Here is an 18,172-nt window from a genome sequence, read left to right on the forward strand (position 1 = left end):
TATGGCGGGACTGATTGGTATTGGCCTAACCGGTATCCTTGGCCACCAGAGTGCTCTGAACACTACGGGCAACAATATCACTAACGCTAACACGCCTGGCTACAGCCGTCAGGAGGTGATATTTGAAACCCAGCAGGGACAACGCACGGGTGCCGGTACAATTGGCAAAGGCGTCAGTGTTGTCGATATTCGTCGATTGGCGAATGAGTTTTTGGTTCAGCAGGTTCGAGAAGACAGCACCCTGACCGGAGAGCAGCAAGCGTTAAACAATGAGCTAAGCCGACTGGATAATTTGCTCGGTGGCGAGACCACTGGCCTAAACAATGCTCTGAATAATTTCTTCGCAAGCCTTCAGAACGCCGCAGAAGACCCAACGTCTTTGCCACAGCGCCAATTAGTGCTGAGCGAGGCCCAGCAAGTGGTTAATCGTTTTCAAGCGCTGAGTCAGGAGTTTATCCAGCAGCGGGAATCGGTGAAAACGCAAATGCAGCAAGGCGTTAAGGACGTTAACACCTTGCTAAACAGTATAGCCGATCTCAATTTGGCTATTTCGGAATCTCCGGGTTTGGCGCAGGGCAGAATGCCAAATGAACTGTTGGATCAACGGGACGAAAAGTTACGCCAGCTCTCGGAGTTGGTCAATATTCGGGTAACGGATACCGAGGGGAGTCAGGTAAACGTATCGTTGTCCAACGGATTGTCCCTTGTGATTGGAAATAACGCTGCGAAGCTTGATACACAGCGCAGCGCAGAAGACCCTTCGCGATTGGAGTTCAACCTTACCAACGGCGGCCGCATTCTCAACATTGACGAGCAAATCACTGGCGGAAAACTAGGTGGTTTGAGGCGCTTTGACAGCGAGGCACTGAAACCTGCTTTTGATGAGTTGGGCCGGATCGCCATAGGGCTCGCGTCCAGCTTAAATCATCAGCACGAAATTGGAATGGACCTTGAGGGTGACCTCGGAGGGCTGTTTTTCAACGATGTTAATGCTCTTGCCACCCAGAGAAGCCGCGTTGTGGCCAACGCCAACAATCTTGCGCCAAATAACGGCCAGTTGGCGGTTGAGATTACCGATAGCAGCGAGTTGCCTGCTGGAAGCTGGACCTTGCAGTTCAGCGGAGATGGACGCAACTTTGAGCTTATAGATAAGGCATCCGGAAAAGTGGTCAATCAGGGTCGGTTGCCGGACCCTGTGCAATCTGAAGTCACGATGCCCGGCTTTAATATTCGTGTTGAGGGAGGCACCTTCAATGCTGGCGACAAGTACCTAATTCAGCCCAGCCGCAATGCGGCAGAGTCCATTGGCTTGCAGGTGAGCCGGGAAGAGGACTTGGCGTTTGCGAGCCCGATACGAGCCACTACTGGTGATCAGAACATTGGAACCGGTCAAATCGACCAGGGCACTATGCTGAACGTGCGCAACCCGTTTACCGGCTCGCTGTTGCCGGGATTTCAGACGGCAGGGGAGCTGACGAATGGGCCTTTGACCATTACTTTTGCGCCTGACCCAGGCGATCCTACAGCTCTGGTATTTACGGTAACCGGGCCACCACCAGCCAACACAGTTATTGGTACGCCCAATCAGGCTTACGATCCTGGAATAATAAATACTGTGTTTAGTGGTGATCCGGCAGACGGAGCTGACTATCAGGGATTTCAATTCAAACTGACAGGCAAGCCCGCAGCCGGAGATACGTTTGAGATTGCTTACAACAGCAACGGCGTTTCAGATAATCGCAATGCCGAATTGTTGGCTGCCCTTGGCACTGCCAATATACTGAACGGCAAGAGTCAGAACTTTACCGAGGGCTACGCCGGATTGGTAGAAGACATCGGCGTAAAGACTCGCCAGAGTCAGTTTGATTTGGAGGCCGGAAAGACCCTGTTGGAGCAATCGACGGCTCAAAGGGAGTCAGTTTCAGGGGTTAATCTTGATGAAGAAGCGGGCAGGCTTATTCAGTATCAGGCTGCCTATAACGCCTCGGCACAGGTCATTTCGGTAGCCCAGGATTTGTTCAACACGTTGCTGCAGACGTTCCGGTAAAAGACGAGGTGATGTGACATGATCAGAATTTCATCACAACAGGTGTTTTCAAACGGTATCAACCGGATGCAGGAGCTGAACAGCAACTTGAATAACACGCAACAGCAGATATCCACGGGTAAGCGGGTGAACAAGCCCTCTGATGACCCTGTAGCGGCCGCCCGTATTCTGAAACTGGATCAGGAGCTTTCCCGGGTTAAAACCTATGAGCGCAATGCCAATCTTGCGGATAACCGACTCAGTCAGGAAGAGAATGCTCTAACAAGTGCGGTCGATGTTATTCAGCGCATCCGTGAGCTTACTGTGCAAGCTGGCAACGGGGCTCTGTCGCCCAATGACCGTCGGTCGATTTCTTCTGAACTGAAGGAGCGTTTAGGGCAGCTTGCGAATATCGGGAACACGCGAGATGCTTCTGGCGAATACATTTTTAGTGGATTTCAGGGGTCGGTTCAGGCATTCCAGAAGAACGCTGCCGGTATGTATGAATACAATGGCGACGAAGGCCAGCGAGTTCTGGAAATTGATGACGGTGTGACTGTACCCATTAGCGATAACGGCAAGGACATTTTTATGAGTGTGCCTGCTGCTATCACCGGAGAGTACACCACCAATGCTTCAGGCGGGTTTATTTCTGGCGTAAATCTAGTGAATGAGGCTGCACTTAACGCGGCTTACAGTGGCTCATTTCCAGATGACATTACAATCACTGTCGATGCCGCTAATAATATTCAGGCGCAAGACAGTCTAGGCAATATACTTCCCGTTACCCCGGCCACCTATGAAAGCGGTGAGCCTTTCGTGGTCGCTGGTATAGAGGCAACTATTTCAGGCATGGCACTGGGCTCAACAGATGTTTTTACTTTAAAGGTCAATGAAAAGCAGTCAGTGTTTGGCACCATCGAAAACCTCATTTCTGGCCTCGAATCGTTGGACAAGGGGACTCCGGAAGGTCGAGCTCAGTACGATGATATGGTAGCTCAGTCGCTCGTTAACCTCGATAACGCCCAAGAGAGCTTCATTCTGAAGCAAACTGAACTTGGAGGGCGCATGAATGCGGTGGAATCCACCAAGAGTTTCCTTGCAGATTCTTCGGTGTACTCCAATGAAATCCGCTCGCAACTGCAAGATGTGGATTATGCAGAAGCGATCAGCAATCTTAGCTTCCAGAGCTTTGTTCTGCAGGCTGCACAACAGTCTTTTGCGCAGGTTTCCCAGCTGTCGCTATTCGACCGATTGTAATTACAGGGATTTTTTTAAAACTAGCGCGATCTGTGTATTGCTTTCACGATCAAGCTAAGTATAATTCCCCCACTCTTCGTTGGCGGCGTGGTGAAATTGGTAGACACGACGGATTCAAAATCCGTTGCTAGAAATAGCGTGGCGGTTCGAGTCCGCCCGCCGCTACCATACTAAAGTCGCGTAATGCGGCGTCGTGAACAGCCCAGTCCATGAACGTCTCCGATTTTCATTTTGATCTCCCGGATGAACTCATCGCCCGGTACCCTCTCAGGGAGCGTAGCGCTTCCCGTCTACTATGTCTTGATGGCATGTCCGGCGATACTGCACACCGGTATTTTACTGACCTACCGGATCTCCTGCAGCCCGGCGACCTCCTTGTATTCAACAATACCCGTGTTATTCCGGCGCGCCTATTCGGTAAAAAAGAAACCGGTGGTCAAGTTGAAGTGCTTGTTGAGAGAGTGGCCGGCGAACACCAGCTTATTGCCCATGTCCGTGCGTCTAAAGCACTGAAGGGCGGACAGAAGGTCATTCTTGAGGATGGCAGTGCGCTGTGTATGACAGGGCGAAGCGACGCCTTGTTCCATCTTGAAAGCGAGGCCGGTGAGCCGGTTTTGGATCTGCTGGAGCGCATCGGGCACATGCCTTTGCCGCCTTATGTTGATCGCCCTGATGAATCAGAAGATCGCGAGCGGTATCAAACTATCTACGCGAAGGAAGCTGGTGCCGTAGCAGCACCGACCGCAGGTCTGCATTTTGATGAGGCTGTATTGCAAGCGCTGAAAGCGCGAGGTGTCGAAAGCACCTACGTTACTCTTCACGTAGGGGCTGGCACCTTTCAACCGGTTCGCGTAGATCGCATAGACGAGCATGTGATGCACAGTGAAATAGTGCACGTGCCGGAGGAAGCGGTCGAGGCGGTAGAACGCACCCGAGCCCGCGGTGGCCGAGTAGTTGCTGTGGGAACAACCTCGGTACGATCTCTCGAATCTGCAAGCCGGGGCGGTCATTTGAAGGCTTTTCGGGGCGAGACGGATATTTTTATTCATCCGGGCTACCGGTTCCAAACAGTAGATGCATTGGTGACCAATTTTCACTTGCCTGAATCCACCCTCATTATGCTGGTCAGCGCATTCGCGGGATATGAGCATGTTATGCATGCCTACCACGAAGCGGTGACTGAGATATACCGGTTTTTCAGTTATGGCGATGCCATGTTTATAACCGCGAAGGAGCCTAGTATGGGTATGCTGCTTGGCGAAACGGGCGAGTCTGCAGGGCCAGACAGCACTCAAACAACCAACATCGGAGATACACCGTGAGTCAGTCTTGTTTCATGTCCTTTGAAAAATTGGGCGAAGATGGCCTTGCCCGGCGCGGCAGACTCACTTTTCCCCGGGGTACGGTTGAGACGCCAGCGTTTATGCCTGTAGGTACCTACGGCACGGTAAAGGGAATGCTTCCCCGTGATATCCATGAGATCGGCGCAGAGATTATTCTTGGAAATACATTCCACTTGATGTTGCGTCCGGGAACAGAAGTGATAAAAGCCCACGGCGACCTTCATGATTTTACCCAGTGGAAAGGGCCAATACTTACGGATTCCGGCGGCTTCCAAGTATTCAGCTTGGGCGACATGCGCAAAATTACCGAAGAGAAGGTAACGTTTCGTTCTCCGGTAGATGGATCTCCTGTGGAGTTGTCACCGGAAATTGCAATTCAGGTTCAGCGGGATCTTGGCTCTGACATTGTGATGATCTTTGATGAGTGTACGCCCTACCCAGCAACGGAGAAGCAGGCGAGAGAATCCATGGAGCTTTCCCTGCGCTGGGCTAAGCGCAGTAAAGACGCTCACGGAGATAGCCCTTCGGCGCTGTTTGGCATTGTTCAGGGCGGCATGTACGAATCCCTTCGGGACCGCTCACTGGAAGGTCTTACGGATATCGGCTTTGACGGCTACGCTATCGGTGGTCTTTCCGTTGGTGAGCCAAAAGAGGACATGATTCGCATACTCGACCACCTGCCAACCAAGATGCCAGCAGACAAGCCCCGGTATCTCATGGGCGTTGGTCGGCCAGAGGATCTCGTGGAAGCGGTACGACGTGGCGTGGATATGTTCGATTGCGTGATGCCTACAAGAAATGCCCGCAATGGCTACTTGTTCACATCTACCGGGATCGTCAAGATCCGAAACGCCAGACATCGCCACGATACTGCACCTCTGGATCAGCAGTGTGACTGTTATACCTGCAAGAATTTCTCGAGAAGCTACCTATATCATCTTGATAAGTGTGGAGAAATGCTGGGCTCGCAACTGAATACCATTCACAACCTCCGATACTACCAGAACCTGATGGCTGGATTGCGCGGGGCCATTGAAGCAGGTACATTGTCGGGCTTTATAAATGACTTCTATGCTCTGCGCGGCGAGACAGTGCCAGCCATGGGTAATGAGTAAAACCTTTTGCTTAATCAACGGAGAGTTTTAATGAAATCAGTTAAGTTGTTTTTGATCGGTCTCATAGCGATGATGCCCACACTGGCAATGGCTCAGGCGGCTGGCCAGCCTGGCGGCATGGGCGTTATGGGCCAAGTTATTTTCTTTGCTGGCTTTATTCTGATTTTCTATTTCCTGATCTGGCGCCCCCAGTCCAAGCGTGCGAAAGAGCACAAAGCATTGATGTCTGGTCTTAATAAAGGTGATGAAGTGGTTACCTCTGGCGGCATCGCCGGAAAGATCACCAAAGTAACAGACGACTTTATCGTTGTTGAGATTTCCAACAACGTAGAGGTAAAGGTACAGAAAGTGGCTGTTGCTGCTGCGCTGCCCAAAGGTACGCTCAAAGATATCTGAGCAAGGAGTCTCTGGTCGGCCCTGATACCTGCCGGCCCGAACCTTTCTGGCTGAAACACCACGGCCAGCTTCCGGGCTGGCTACAAGGGATCCTATGCTGAACAAGTACCCGCTTTGGAAAAACCTGATTATCCTGATCGCGATCGTGATCGGGTTCATCTACGCCTTACCCAATTTATTTCCCGATGACTACGCCGTGCAAATTACCGGCGCCCGTAGCAGTACCGAAGTGAACGCCGCTGTGCTTGAAAGAGCCGTAAAAGCGCTGGAGTCGGATGGCATCGAGGTTAAAAGTAGTACGCTTGAGGATCGGGACGCTCTTATCCGACTAACCAGTTCTGACGACCAATTGCGTGCTCGCCCTGCGGTGCAAGCCGCTCTCGGAAGAGACTATCTTGTCGCGCTTAATATGGCGCCTTCCACGCCAGCCTGGCTGAAGAGTGTGGGGGCAGGGCCGATGAAGCTTGGTCTCGATTTGCGCGGCGGTGTTCACTTTTTGCTTGAAGTCGACATGGATACTGCGGTTGGCCAAAGACTTGAGGCCGTGTCTGGCCAAATTAAACGCGAACTTCGCGAGGAGCGCATCCGCTATCGGGGCGGTGATATAAAAGGCACTCGCGACATTGTTCTGAGTTTTCGTGATGAGGGTACTCGCACCGAGGCCTTTGACCTGATTAAGCGCCAGTACAACGAGTTCTTACTAGATCAAAGAACCGAAGGCGATGAGCTGCAAATCGTGCTTACCCTGTCAGAAGCTGAAGTCAGTGCTATTCGCAAGTACGCTCTGGAGCAGAACCTGACCACTATTCGCAATCGAGTGAACGAACTCGGTGTAGCGGAACCCTTAGTCCAGCAACAGGGTTCCGACCGAATTATTGTTGAGCTTCCTGGTGTTCAAGATACCGCACAAGCTAAGCGGGTTTTGGGCGCGACAGCAAATCTCGAGTTTCGCATGGAGGCCCGCCAAGACGCAGCCTCTAGCGAGACTGAACAGTTCAGCTTCCGGGACGAGCGCCAGCGTACGGCTCGCCTAGAGCGTGACGTAATTGCTACTGGTAACAACGTTGCCAATGCGCAGCAGGCTTTTGATGAAAATGGTCAGCCGCAGGTGAGTATTACCATGGACTCGGTGGGTGGCGACCTTATGAATCGTGCTACTCGCAACGCCATCGGTCGACGTATGGCGGTTCTGTTTATCGAATTCCGCACGGAAACCGAAACCAAAATGGTAAATGGTGAGCCGGTGGAATCTGAGAAGCGGGTTGTAGAAAAAGGGATTATTAGTCTGGCGACTGTTCAGTCCGCGTTAGGCAGCAGCTTCCGTATCACGGGGCTGGATTCCATTCCTGAGGCTTCGGAACTCGCGCTTCTCCTGCGCGCTGGTGCTCTTGCTGCGCCCATGTATTTCGTACAGGAGCGCACCATTGGGCCAAGCCTAGGGCAGAAAAATATCGACGCTGGCATGATGTCTGTCGGGCTTGGGTTTATTCTCGTTCTACTTTACATGCTGGTTTACTATCGCGGGTTTGGTGTTGTGGCGAATATCGCGCTCACCGTAAACCTGATGCTGTTGATTGCCTGCATGTCCATACTCTCTGCCACGCTAACGCTACCGGGTATTGCCGGTATCGTGTTGACTGTAGGTATGGCTGTGGATGCAAACGTGTTGATATTCGAGCGGATAAAGGAGGAGCTTAAATCTGGTATATCGCCGCAATTGGCTATCAATTCCGGCTATTCCCGCGCTTTCGTGTCTATTTTTGATGCCAATATCACTACGTTGCTGGTGGCTATTATTCTCTTTGCGATGGGCTCCGGTCCGGTAAAAGGGTTTGCGGTGACGCTGTGCATCGGCATTCTGACGTCCATGTTCTCAGGGCTGATGGTTAGCCGGAGCATCGTTAACATGGTATACGGCGGCCGCAGGGTCGAGAAATTGTCGATCGGAGGAAAGCTCGCCAATGTCTGATGATCAAAAGCAAGCATTTGATTTTATGGGGCTCAGGAAGGTCGCTTCTGCGATCTCCATTATTCTGGTAGTGGCGTCCATCGCGCTGTTGGGAGTACGAGGCTTAAACTTTGGCATGGATTTTACCGGCGGTACCTCGGTTGAGGTCGAATATGCTCAAGCGCCGCAACTGGATGAAGTTCGCTCCACACTCACAGAAGCTGGGTATGATCAGTTTGTGGTGCAGAATTTTGGCGCCGATACAATTGTTCTGGTACGTTTGTCGGAATCCGGTAATGACCAATTGGCACTTGAGGTTGTGGATACGCTGTCCGCGACTGGAGACGAGCTGAAGCTGATAAGCTCCGAGTTTGTTGGGTCGCAGGTCGGTGATGAGCTCAAAGAGGACAGTGGTCTTGGGCTTTTGCTGGCGCTTGTGGTTGTGCTCATCTATGTGGGTATGCGGTTCCAGTTCAAGTTTGGTATTGCATCTGTGGTGCCTTTGGCTCACGACGTTATTATCATCCTCGGAATCTTTGCGCTGTTTCAGTGGACGTTCGACCTAACCGTGCTGGCAGCTTTGTTGGCGGTAATCGGTTATTCCCTGAACGATACCATCGTTGTGGCAGACCGCATCCGTGAAAACTTCCGCAAGATGCGGGTGGGCGATTCATGGGAGATCATCAATGAATCTATTCACCAAACCATCGCCCGTACTATCAATACATCCGGTACCACCTTGGTGGTTTTGTTGGCGTTGTACTTTTTAGGCGGTGAGGCGATTAATAACTTCGCTCTTGCGTTGATAATCGGTGTTGTAGTGGGTACCTACTCATCTATCTATGTTTCTGCGAATCTGCTGATGGTTATGGGCGTGTCTCGTGAAGATCTCATGGTTCCTGCCAAAGAAGGTGTGGAGGGTTCCGAGGAGGAAGAGCAGCCGCCCGAATGGCTCAATCGCATGTAATAATGTTGCGTCCGGACTGATGTCCAGGCACAAAAAAACCGCCACTGTTTTAATCAGTTGGCGGTTTTTTTGTGCCTGATATCGGGCTGTGATGTTAGCCCGAGTGCTCAGGTTAGCTAGGCATGCGGCCTCGGAAGGGGTGTAGAGCCTTCAGGACTTCACGGAACAACTTCGGGTTGGCGACCACGAGTTGCCGCGCTTTATCTGTTGATGGGTTGCCTGAAAAGTCGGCAGTCAGTGCGCCGGATTCCATGGCCAGAACTACGCCTAAGTCCAAGTCCACTGCGTCGGGGCGGAAAATAACAGCAGCATCCAGAAGGCCGGCTGAAACTCGTGCAATATCCAGCACCACACAGCCAGACGTGCGGAACATGGATGAGTTTTGCGCCAGCACTGCGGCCATCTCACCCCAAAGAAGCGGATCGTCGCTTTGGCGAGCCTGATCAAGCAGGTTAGTTGCAAAAGCCGCCTTTTCAGCATGCTTAACGTCTGAAACTCTTACTCTACGGCTGTTTAGCGCAGCGCCACGACCACGGCTGGCAGAGTATTCTTCGCCGGTAACCGGGTTTACGATCAGTAGATTCTCAGTACGGTTGTTCTTCTTCTGCGCCAAAGCCAGAGCGAACTCGGGAATGCCTCGCAGGAAGTTTTCGCGGCCCAAAACTGGGAAAATATGCCAGCTTCGTTCGGTTGTACCGGCATCTGATTCGTTCAGAGGCGCGATGGTATGATCTTTGTAAGCCTTTTCGAGTTGCTCTGCAAAGTTGTCATAAATGGATTGCTCGACCCGGTCCAACTGGCGGCGACGTTCGTCGTCATCCTTACCGATGGGCTCCTGGCGCTCGAAGTGGGCTTTCAGGTAATCCGACCCCTGACGCGCGACGCGCAGGGCCATTTTGATAGCTGGTTGCATCTGAGTGTTCGTTATCCGGGTGTGTGAAGGCCGAGTATGATAGCAAAAGATCACCCTCCTTGTATGTTTTTTGGCTCAGGAAAAGCACGGATTACACCTAGTCAGGGAATATCCGGGGCGCAGAAAGAGAGTGCTTTCTGGTATCATGCACGCCCTTAAATTTTAACTTTGGGCCAGCCGCCAATGCATAAGCCATCTCCGCCTCTGGAAGGGCCGGACGCGTTTCAGGATAACATCCGGATTGTCCTTGTCGAGACCTCTCATTCGGGAAATATCGGGGCCGTTGCCCGAGCAATGAAAAATATGGGACTGGCCAATTTATGGCTGGTTAACCCGAACTCTTTTCCGGACGAAGCGTCCTATGCCCGTGCGGCTGGAGCTTCCGACATACTCGACAGAGCACAGGTAGTGCCCACTTTGGACAAGGCGCTGGAAGATTGCGTGATGGTTATGGGAACCAGCGCGAGAGGGCGAAAAATACCTTGGCCTGTTATGCCTCCACCGGAAGCTGCTGCCATTGCGGCAGAGAATAGTCAGCGTGGTTCCATCGCTTTGGTTTTTGGGCGGGAAAATCATGGGTTGAGCAATGATGAGCTCCATCTTTGCCATTACCACATCCATATTCCCTCAAACCCAGATTATAGTTCTCTGAACCTCTCTATGGCGGTTCAAATCATGTGTTATGAGTTGCGGATGCTGTATTTGCGCAGCCTTGAAGAATCTGAGGGTAGCCCTTATTTAAGATCGATGGAGTCTCCTGGCGATGCAGGTTGGGATGTTCCTCTTGCTAAAGTGGGCGATGTTGAGGGCTTTTTTACCCACCTTGAGCAAACCTTGCATGATGTGGATTTTCACCGGCGCGATAACCCAAGACAGCTAATGTCCCGGCTGCGCAGGCTGTTCCAGCGGGCAAAGCTTGATCAGATGGAAATCAATATTCTCCGGGGTATTCTGAGCGCGGTGCAGAAATCTGCAGGCGTTTCCGGAAACACTAAACCAACACAGGCCGGTAAAGAGTCTACCGGACAGGAAAGTGGCCATGTTTAGGCATTTACGTGAAGATATAAACAGCGTTTTTCATCGGGATCCTGCCGCCAGAAATACCTTTGAGGTGCTTACCAACTATCCGGGCCTGCATGCCTTGTTGATTCACCGCTTCTCCCATTGGCTGTGGAATGCTGGACTGAAGTGGTTGGCCCGCACTATTTCCACTTTAGCTAGATGGTTCACGGGCATAGAGATTCACCCTGGCGCGACAATTGGCCGACGGTTCTTTATCGATCACGGGATGGGTGTGGTGATAGGTGAGACCACGGTTATAGGTGATGACGTCACCCTGTATCAGGGGGTTACCCTCGGCGGAACTAGCTGGAATAAGGGTAAGCGCCACCCTACGATTGGTGACGGAGTGGTAGTTGGTGCCGGAGCAAAAATATTGGGGCCTTTTGAGGTGGGAGCGGGAGCCAAGATTGGTTCTAATTCCGTTGTTACCAAAAGCGTTCCCGAAGGCGCGACTGTGGTTGGCATACCGGGCCGGATAATCGTAAGACAGAAATTCGAAGATGACGCGCGTCGCAAAATAATGGAAGAGCGCATGGGCTTTGACGCCTATGGCGTAACCGAAGAAATGCCGGACCCAATGGCTCGATCAATGCGGGCCTTGCTGGATCATATGCATGCGGTGGATGATCGCATCGAAATCATGTGCAAAGCCCTGCGCAAAGTGAATAGTGAGTACCAGAATGGCGAGCTGCCCGTTCTGGACGAAGACGATTTTGATTGTGTGCGTGATGAGAAAGAGGGTCAGGGCTGAATACTTGACTGAATTACTTGGTCAATTCATACTCAGGCTCCTATATTGAGATTCAATCCCATCACGGGGCTGATGCCATGAAGTTGACTACAAAAGGCCGCTACGCTGTTACGGCTATGCTGGATCTTGCTCTCCACGGGGGGCAGGGGCCGGTAACGCTAGCGGATATTTCAGCCCGTCAGGAAATTTCACTTTCCTACCTGGAGCAACTCTTCTCACGCCTTCGCCGCCAGCAGTTGGTGGCTAGCGTTCGTGGGCCAGGCGGTGGTTACCGTTTGAGTCGCGGAGCTGCCGACATCTACATTGCCGATGTTGTTGACGCAGTAAGTGAGTCACTCGACACCACAAGATGTGGGAATAAAGGCGACTGTCAGAATGGCGAGAAATGCCTGACTCACCACCTATGGTCTGATCTTAGCGACCAGATTCATCAGTTTCTCAGTGGGATTAGCCTCGGAGACCTGATGGAAAGACATGAAATCCGCCAAGTTGCGGACAGACAGAATCGCCGTCAGGCCGATGGGGATTCCGACACGATTAACACCGAGCGTCTGAAAGATCAGGCGCCCGCCTGAATCAAGCCTCTGTAATTTATGAAAAAGCCCGTATACCTCGATTACGCGGCAACGACGCCCGTTGATCCCGCTGTCGCTGAAGAAATGATCAAATACCTCACGCCGGATGGTGTTTTTGGTAACCCGGCTTCTCGCTCTCATGGCTTTGGCTGGCAAGCAGAAGCTGCCGTCGAGGCAGCTAGAGGTCAAGTAGCAAGCCTCATCCACGCAGATCCTCGCGAAATTGTTTGGACTTCCGGCGCAACTGAATCGGACAATCTTGCTATCAAAGGTGCGGTTACCGGTCGCGAAAAAGCGCACGTTGTAACATCAAAAATCGAGCATAAAGCGGTTGTTGATACCTGTAAGTGGCTTGAAACACGCGGTGTTGAGGTTACCTGGCTAGAGCCGGGCAGTGATGGCGTGGTGTTGCCTGAGCAAGTCTTCGAAGCCCTTAGGCCGGAAACCTCGCTGGTTAGCCTGATGCTTGTAAACAATGAGCTGGGGTCTGTGAACGATATAGCCACTATTGGTAAAGAGTTGCGCGAGCGCGACATTTTGTTTCATGTGGATGCAGCTCAGGCTGCCGGCAAGCTTCCTGTGGATGTTACGGAATTGTCGGTGGATCTCATGGCACTTTCCGGCCATAAAGTATACGGGCCCAAAGGCGTGGGGGCTCTTTATGTAAGGCGTTCTCCGGACGTGCGCATAGAGGCGCAAATTCACGGTGGAGGCCATGAGCGTGGTATGCGATCCGGTACCTTACCAACCCACCAAATAGTCGGCATGGGAAAAGCCTTTGCTATCGCACAGAGCACCCTTGACGAGGAAGCCCGCCTGCTGGAAAGCCTGCGCGCGTCGTTTTTGCAGGGGCTGAGCGGACTCTCGGGAGTGACACTCAATGGCTCTGAAGTTTCTCGTGTCCCCGGTATTATTAATCTGTCCTTTGATGGTGTGAACGCGGAATCTCTCATGCTGGGCTTGCGGAATTTGGCGGTATCATCCGGCTCCGCCTGTGCTTCAGCAACTATTGAGCCTTCTTATGTGCTTCGAGGTATTGGGCTGAGCGATGAGCAGGCCCATAGGGCACTACGGTTTTCTGTTGGTCGCTACACAACGCCCGACGAAATGGCTTTTGCCAGCGCGCAAATTGTTGATGTTGTTACCCGCCTTCGCGCAGTGCGGTAGGCAGTGGGCCTTTGACTGCGTATAATCGCAGGCCTGAAATTTACCTGAATCTCATTAACCTCAACCCTACTGGAGAAATACCATGGCTAACGAACGTACGCTTTCCATCATCAAGCCCGATGCAGTTGCAAAAAATGTTATCGGTGAGATTTACAGCCGTTTCGAGAAGGCTGGCCTGAGCATTGTTGCATCGCGCATGATGCACCTTACCCAAGAGCAGGCTGAAGGCTTCTATGCAGAGCACAAAGAGCGTCCGTTCTTTAACGATCTGGTTGCATTTATGACGTCTGGCCCGGTTGTTGTTCAGGTTTTGGAGGGCGAAGGCGCTATCCTTAAAAACCGTGACTTGATGGGTGCTACCAACCCGAAAGAAGCTGATGCTGGCACAATTCGCGCCGATTTCGCCACATCAATCGATGCTAACGCGGTACATGGTTCTGACTCTGCTGAGTCTGCAGAGCGTGAAATCGCATACTTCTTCAATGACAACGAAATCTGCCCGCGCGGTTGATTTTGTTGGTCGGGGTTGCCAAAGGCAGCCCCGCATTGGTTATCTGATCGAGGTTATAAAATGACAGCGGCCGCTGAAAAAACCAACCTTCTGGGAATGCCGAGAGACAAGCTTGAGGCTTTCTTCGAAACCTTGGGTGAAAAACGTTTTCGCGCTACTCAGTTGCTGCAATGGATGCACCAGCGCGGTGTGGATGACTTCGATCAAATGACCAATGTGAGTAAATCCCTGCGGGACAAACTCAAGCAAGTTGCCGTGATTCGCGGCCCGGAAGTTGTTTACGACGAAACGTCAAAAGACGGTACCCGTAAGTGGGTCATGCGTATGGACAACGGCAACAGTGTAGAAACTGTGCTTATCCCAGACGGTGAGCGCGGCACTTTGTGCGTGTCTTCGCAAATTGGCTGCACCCTTGACTGTACGTTTTGTTCCACCGGTAAGCGCGGTTTTAACCGTAATCTGACTGCCGCAGAAATTATTGGGCAGGTGTGGGTTGCGCGTAAAGCTTTTATGCCGTTTGAGCCGGGCCCGGATAGGCCAATCACCAACGTTGTGATGATGGGGATGGGTGAACCCCTGATGAACTTTGACAACGTGGTAGATGCCATGAACCTGATGATGGAAGATCTCGCATACGGTATCTCCAAACGGCGGGTAACACTGAGTACTTCCGGCGTTGTTCCGGGCATTGATCGTCTTGCGGAAGTTACGGATGTTTCACTGGCCATTTCGCTGCATGCACCCAATGATGAGCTACGAAACAAGCTGGTACCGCTTAACAAAAAATACCCTATCGCAGAGCTTCTGGCGGCTACAAAACGTTATTTCAGCCGTCTTCCTGAAAAACGTAAAGCGACGATAGAATATACGGTTATCGAGGGAATGAACGATAAACCGGAGCACGCTCACGAGCTGGCGGAATTGCTACGTGATCTTCCATGCAAGATCAATCTCATTCCCTTTAACCCGTTCCCCGAGAGCGACTTCCGCCGGCCGAGCATGAATGCGACCCGGCGCTTTCAGGCTGTTCTTAACGAAGCGGGTTATGTCGCTACAATCAGAACAACCCGTGGCGACGATATAGACGCGGCTTGTGGCCAGTTGGTGGGGCAGGTGGAAGATCGAACCCGTAGAAGTCAGCGGTATATTAATGTTCAACAGGTGAACACCTGAGTGGGCACTTGCCACGATTAACCAGCGAGGAACGCATTCTGTGCTTATAAGATCGGTACATAAACACTTTGCTGTCTTGGCAGCCTTGCTGGTCGCTCTTTTGGTCACCGGGTGTGTTACCACAACAGATAGCCGTTTTTCACGTGAGGCGGATCGCCAAAAAGCGGTTGAAAACTACGTTCAGCTCGCCTCTGCGTATATTGGTCAGGGTAACATCGAGCGCGCGCGACACCATCTGGACAGGGCACTGGAGCTTGAGCCCGATAGCCCCCAAGCTCTCGCAACTTTAGGGTTGATCTATAACAGCGATGGTGAACCCGAGCTTGCCGAAAAGAGCTTTAAAAGGGCGATTTCCGAAGACTCCAAATACACCCGTGCGCGGGTGTATTATGGTGCGTTTCTCTACGCACAAGGTCGGCTGGAGGAGTCGCGTGACCAGTTTCGTGCGGCTTCCAAAGATACAGACTATAAAGATCGCGGTTCCATTTTCTACAATCTGGGTATGACGCAGGAGCGCCTTGGGCAACAAACAGAAGCAATTGCTTCGTATCGTCGCGCTTCAGAATTGACGCGTGGCGATCCGCGTTCCTTGCTCTCGCTCTCTCGGGTGATGGTTGAGTCAGGCGATGTGGCGGGTGCATCGCGTTATTACAGGCGTCTGCTAGTAATCATGCAGCGTAATCCGAAATTGAAGCATTCACCCGAGAGCCTCTTTACAGGTATTCGTATTGCACGGCACTTAGGAGACAGGAATCAAGAAGCCAGCCTGAGGCTGCAATTGAAAAACAATTACCCGGAGTCAGTAGAGTACCAACAATACAAGGCGCTGATTTCTAATGACAAGTGAAGACAATCAACACAGTGCAGGGAATGAATCCGTTGGCCAGCAGCTGAAGAAGGCAAGGGAAAAGCAGGGTTTAAGCGTTTCCCAAATTGCTGAAGCACAGCATTTACGAAACGGCGTTATTCAAGCAATCGAAAGCGGTGATTACAAGCAAATAGATAGCGAGCTCTTTCTCAAGGGTTATGTCCGTACCTATGCCAAACAGGTGGGGCTCAACGCCGATTCTATCATTGCCGACCTCAACATTGAGCTAGAGCCCGCACGCCTTCAAAAAGCACGGGAATTGGAAGCCAACCCGCTGGTTAATATTGAACGCCGCAGACGCAGAAAGCGTAGAATCGCTAAGTTGCTGTTACTGATCATAGTAGCTGCGATTATCGCCGCCGTAGTTGTCAGGGTGGTTTTGCCGAAGCTCAACCCTGAAGATGTAGGTGAGGAACTGTCTGCGGTAACAGACCCAGCACCTGAGGTGAAAACGCCGGAGCCACTGCTGGAACCCGAGCAAAACATTAGCGGATCTGAAACTACCGGCTATGACAATGTTGATGCTGAGCCTGAGCCTGAGCCTACCTCTGTGGTTGGTGTCTCTGCCGATAAACAACTTGATTCGGATGTTGAGCCTGCACAGCCCGAATTAGCCGAGCAGGTGCCCGTTGTAGCTGAAGTTATTGAACCTGTTTTGGCGCAGCCGTCTGTCAGCGAACCGGCAGGCCCGGTATCGGGAGTATTGGAAATCGAGTTTACCGGGGACTGCTGGGTTCAGGTGCGCGATGCAAGCGGCAACCGCCTTGCAAGTTCACTGCAAAGAGCAGGAGACAAGCTGCAGGTTTCCGGCGAAGCCCCGCTAAAAGTAGTAATCGGTGCTGTTGATACGGTTGCTGCCATCAGCTTTCAGGGCGAACCTGTGGACATAGGTGGCTTTCCTGTGGTGAACAACCGCTCAGAGTTCACGCTGACAATCTGATTATTTTATTGCACTTACCTATTTCGGTCGTAAGCACATGAAACACGAATCCCCGATCAAGAGACGCAAATCCCGCCAAATTATGGTTGGGAACGTACCTGTTGGTGGTGATGCGCCAATTGCGGTCCAGAGCATGACCAACACCAATACCTGTGATGTGGATGCCACGGTGGGCCAGATAACTGCTTTGCAAGATGCGGGTGCCGACATTGTCCGAGTATCTGTACCTTCCATGGAGGCCGCCGACGCCTTCGGGAAGGTCAGAGAGCGAGTGTCCTTGCCGTTAGTTGCAGACATTCACTTCGATCATAAAATCGCGTTACGGGTTGCGGAGCTTGGGGTTGACTGTCTGCGTATCAACCCCGGCAATATAGGCCGTGAAGATCGCGTGAGTGCTGTAATCAGCGCCTGTCGTGACGGCAATATACCCATGAGAATAGGCGTAAATGCCGGTTCTCTTGAAAAAGAACTGCAGCGTAAATATGGGGAACCCACAGCGGATGCGCTGGTTGAATCGGCGATGCGCCACATCGATATTCTTGACCGGCATGACTTTCAGAACTTTAAAGTTAGCCTTAAAGCGTCTGAAGTATTCATGACAGTTGACGCCTACCGTAAAATTGCGACCCAAATTGACCAGCCCCTACATCTTGGCATCACCGAAGCCGGGGGCCTCCGATCAGGCACGGTTAAGTCATCTATTGGCCTTGGTATGCTTTTAATGGATGGCATCGGCGATACCATCCGAGTGTCCCTAGCAGCGGATCCGGTACAGGAAATCAAGGTGGGCTTCGACATCCTCAAAAGCCTACGTTTGCGTAGTCGGGGCATTAACTTTATTGCTTGTCCAAGTTGCTCTCGCCAGAACTTCGATGTTATTCAGACCATGAACGATCTTGAAGTGCGTTTAGAAGATGTAAACGAATCGTTGGACGTTGCCATAATCGGCTGCATTGTGAATGGTCCCGGTGAAGCCAAAGTGGCTGACATAGGTCTAACCGGGGGGAGCCCTAAAAACCTGTTTTACAGAGGCGGAAAACCAAACCAAAAACTTGATAATGCCAACCTGACGGATGATCTTGAGCGGCTAATACGTGAAGAGATCGCCCGTAAAAAAGAACAGGAAGAGTCCATTATCGCGCGCTCAGACAAGTGAA

The 18,172-nt window shown here is 51.8% G+C and carries 17 protein-coding genes and 1 tRNA gene; 17 read left to right on the forward strand and 1 reads right to left on the reverse strand.

Annotated features, from left to right (window positions below):
* The first annotated feature begins 1 nt into the window (after position 1).
* The 8 genes from flgK (at position 2) to secF (ending at position 9,055) form a co-directional block, all read left to right on the forward strand.
* Positions 2-2,047 carry a flagellar hook-associated protein FlgK gene (gene flgK, locus MWU62_RS15565; RefSeq protein ID WP_247115751.1) on the forward strand — a complete coding sequence of 682 codons (2,046 nt, stop codon included), beginning with the start codon at positions 2-4 and terminating at the stop codon, positions 2,045-2,047.
* A gap of 18 nt (positions 2,048-2,065) precedes the next feature.
* Positions 2,066-3,286 (forward strand): flagellar hook-associated protein FlgL, encoded by a 1,221-nt coding sequence (gene flgL / locus MWU62_RS15570; protein WP_247115752.1) that lies wholly within the window; start codon positions 2,066-2,068, stop codon positions 3,284-3,286.
* 81 nt (positions 3,287-3,367) lie between these two features.
* Positions 3,368-3,454: transfer RNA gene (locus MWU62_RS15575), tRNA-Leu, on the forward strand.
* Between the two features lie 41 nt (positions 3,455-3,495).
* Positions 3,496-4,608: a tRNA preQ1(34) S-adenosylmethionine ribosyltransferase-isomerase QueA gene (gene queA / locus MWU62_RS15580; protein WP_247115753.1), complete on the forward strand. Its 1,113-nt coding sequence runs from the start codon at positions 3,496-3,498 to the stop codon at positions 4,606-4,608.
* A 14-nt stretch (positions 4,609-4,622) separates the two neighbouring features.
* A complete protein-coding gene (gene tgt / locus MWU62_RS15585; RefSeq protein WP_247115835.1) occupies positions 4,623-5,744 on the forward strand; it encodes a tRNA guanosine(34) transglycosylase Tgt in 1,122 nt (373 codons plus the stop codon).
* 117 nt (positions 5,745-5,861) lie between these two features.
* Positions 5,862-6,140, forward strand: a complete 279-nt coding sequence (yajC, locus tag MWU62_RS15590; RefSeq protein WP_247115836.1) for a preprotein translocase subunit YajC — start codon at positions 5,862-5,864, stop codon at positions 6,138-6,140.
* A gap of 94 nt (positions 6,141-6,234) precedes the next feature.
* On the forward strand, positions 6,235-8,109 hold the full coding sequence (gene secD / locus MWU62_RS15595) for a protein translocase subunit SecD (protein ID WP_247115754.1): 1,875 nt from the start codon (positions 6,235-6,237) through the stop codon (positions 8,107-8,109).
* On the forward strand, positions 8,102-9,055 hold the full coding sequence (secF, locus tag MWU62_RS15600) for a protein translocase subunit SecF (RefSeq protein ID WP_247115755.1): 954 nt from the start codon (positions 8,102-8,104) through the stop codon (positions 9,053-9,055). The genes secD and secF overlap by 8 nt, the downstream gene beginning before the upstream one ends.
* A 112-nt stretch (positions 9,056-9,167) precedes the next feature.
* Here secF and MWU62_RS15605 read toward each other — a convergent pair whose 3' ends face one another.
* A complete protein-coding gene (locus MWU62_RS15605; RefSeq protein ID WP_247115756.1) occupies positions 9,168-9,968 on the reverse strand; it encodes an inositol monophosphatase family protein in 801 nt (266 codons plus the stop codon).
* 183 nt (positions 9,969-10,151) lie between these two features.
* On the opposite strand from MWU62_RS15605, the gene trmJ reads away from it, so the two are divergent.
* The 9 genes from trmJ to ispG all read left to right on the forward strand — a co-directional run bounded on the left by trmJ (position 10,152) and on the right by ispG (position 18,171).
* On the forward strand, positions 10,152-11,015 hold the full coding sequence (trmJ, locus tag MWU62_RS15610; protein ID WP_247115757.1) for a tRNA (cytosine(32)/uridine(32)-2'-O)-methyltransferase TrmJ: 864 nt from the start codon (positions 10,152-10,154) through the stop codon (positions 11,013-11,015).
* Positions 11,008-11,781 carry a serine O-acetyltransferase gene (cysE, locus tag MWU62_RS15615; protein WP_247115758.1) on the forward strand — a complete coding sequence of 258 codons (774 nt, stop codon included), beginning with the start codon at positions 11,008-11,010 and terminating at the stop codon, positions 11,779-11,781. Before trmJ ends, cysE begins: the two co-directional genes overlap by 8 nt.
* A 77-nt stretch (positions 11,782-11,858) precedes the next feature.
* Positions 11,859-12,356: a Fe-S cluster assembly transcriptional regulator IscR gene (gene iscR / locus MWU62_RS15620; protein ID WP_247115759.1), complete on the forward strand. Its 498-nt coding sequence runs from the start codon at positions 11,859-11,861 to the stop codon at positions 12,354-12,356.
* Between the two features lie 18 nt (positions 12,357-12,374).
* Positions 12,375-13,523, forward strand: coding sequence for an IscS subfamily cysteine desulfurase (locus MWU62_RS15625; protein ID WP_247115760.1), 1,149 nt, complete (start codon positions 12,375-12,377; stop codon positions 13,521-13,523).
* 82 nt (positions 13,524-13,605) lie between these two features.
* On the forward strand, positions 13,606-14,034 hold the full coding sequence (gene ndk / locus MWU62_RS15630) for a nucleoside-diphosphate kinase (RefSeq protein ID WP_200364107.1): 429 nt from the start codon (positions 13,606-13,608) through the stop codon (positions 14,032-14,034).
* A gap of 60 nt (positions 14,035-14,094) precedes the next feature.
* Positions 14,095-15,207: a 23S rRNA (adenine(2503)-C(2))-methyltransferase RlmN gene (gene rlmN, locus MWU62_RS15635; protein ID WP_247115761.1), complete on the forward strand. Its 1,113-nt coding sequence runs from the start codon at positions 14,095-14,097 to the stop codon at positions 15,205-15,207.
* Positions 15,208-15,247: 40 nt separating this feature from the next.
* Positions 15,248-16,054 (forward strand): type IV pilus biogenesis/stability protein PilW, encoded by an 807-nt coding sequence (pilW, locus tag MWU62_RS15640; RefSeq protein WP_247115762.1) that lies wholly within the window; start codon positions 15,248-15,250, stop codon positions 16,052-16,054.
* Positions 16,044-17,015, forward strand: coding sequence for a RodZ domain-containing protein (locus tag MWU62_RS15645; protein ID WP_247115763.1), 972 nt, complete (start codon positions 16,044-16,046; stop codon positions 17,013-17,015). The genes pilW and MWU62_RS15645 overlap by 11 nt, the downstream gene beginning before the upstream one ends.
* A 37-nt stretch (positions 17,016-17,052) precedes the next feature.
* Positions 17,053-18,171 carry a flavodoxin-dependent (E)-4-hydroxy-3-methylbut-2-enyl-diphosphate synthase gene (gene ispG / locus MWU62_RS15650; RefSeq protein WP_247115764.1) on the forward strand — a complete coding sequence of 373 codons (1,119 nt, stop codon included), beginning with the start codon at positions 17,053-17,055 and terminating at the stop codon, positions 18,169-18,171.
* Position 18,172: the final 1 nt, after the last annotated feature.

The organism is Marinobacter sp. S6332, from assembly GCF_023016045.1.
In the GTDB taxonomy this organism is placed as follows: Bacteria; Pseudomonadota; Gammaproteobacteria; order Pseudomonadales; family Oleiphilaceae; genus Marinobacter.

Coding starts and splice junctions, on each gene's coding strand:
- flgK (WP_247115751.1), top strand. CDS start 2: ATGGCGGGACTGATTGGTATTGGCCTAACCGGTATCCTTGGCCACCAG.
- flgL (WP_247115752.1), top strand. CDS start 2,066: ATGATCAGAATTTCATCACAACAGGTGTTTTCAAACGGTATCAACCGG.
- queA (WP_247115753.1), top strand. CDS start 3,496: ATGAACGTCTCCGATTTTCATTTTGATCTCCCGGATGAACTCATCGCC.
- tgt (WP_247115835.1), top strand. CDS start 4,623: ATGTCCTTTGAAAAATTGGGCGAAGATGGCCTTGCCCGGCGCGGCAGA.
- yajC (WP_247115836.1), top strand. CDS start 5,862: ATGGGCGTTATGGGCCAAGTTATTTTCTTTGCTGGCTTTATTCTGATT.
- secD (WP_247115754.1), top strand. CDS start 6,235: ATGCTGAACAAGTACCCGCTTTGGAAAAACCTGATTATCCTGATCGCG.
- secF (WP_247115755.1), top strand. CDS start 8,102: ATGTCTGATGATCAAAAGCAAGCATTTGATTTTATGGGGCTCAGGAAG.
- MWU62_RS15605 (WP_247115756.1), bottom strand. CDS start 9,968: ATGCAACCAGCTATCAAAATGGCCCTGCGCGTCGCGCGTCAGGGGTCG.
- trmJ (WP_247115757.1), top strand. CDS start 10,152: ATGCATAAGCCATCTCCGCCTCTGGAAGGGCCGGACGCGTTTCAGGAT.
- cysE (WP_247115758.1), top strand. CDS start 11,008: ATGTTTAGGCATTTACGTGAAGATATAAACAGCGTTTTTCATCGGGAT.
- iscR (WP_247115759.1), top strand. CDS start 11,859: ATGAAGTTGACTACAAAAGGCCGCTACGCTGTTACGGCTATGCTGGAT.
- MWU62_RS15625 (WP_247115760.1), top strand. CDS start 12,375: ATGAAAAAGCCCGTATACCTCGATTACGCGGCAACGACGCCCGTTGAT.
- ndk (WP_200364107.1), top strand. CDS start 13,606: ATGGCTAACGAACGTACGCTTTCCATCATCAAGCCCGATGCAGTTGCA.
- rlmN (WP_247115761.1), top strand. CDS start 14,095: ATGACAGCGGCCGCTGAAAAAACCAACCTTCTGGGAATGCCGAGAGAC.
- MWU62_RS15645 (WP_247115763.1), top strand. CDS start 16,044: ATGACAAGTGAAGACAATCAACACAGTGCAGGGAATGAATCCGTTGGC.
- ispG (WP_247115764.1), top strand. CDS start 17,053: ATGAAACACGAATCCCCGATCAAGAGACGCAAATCCCGCCAAATTATG.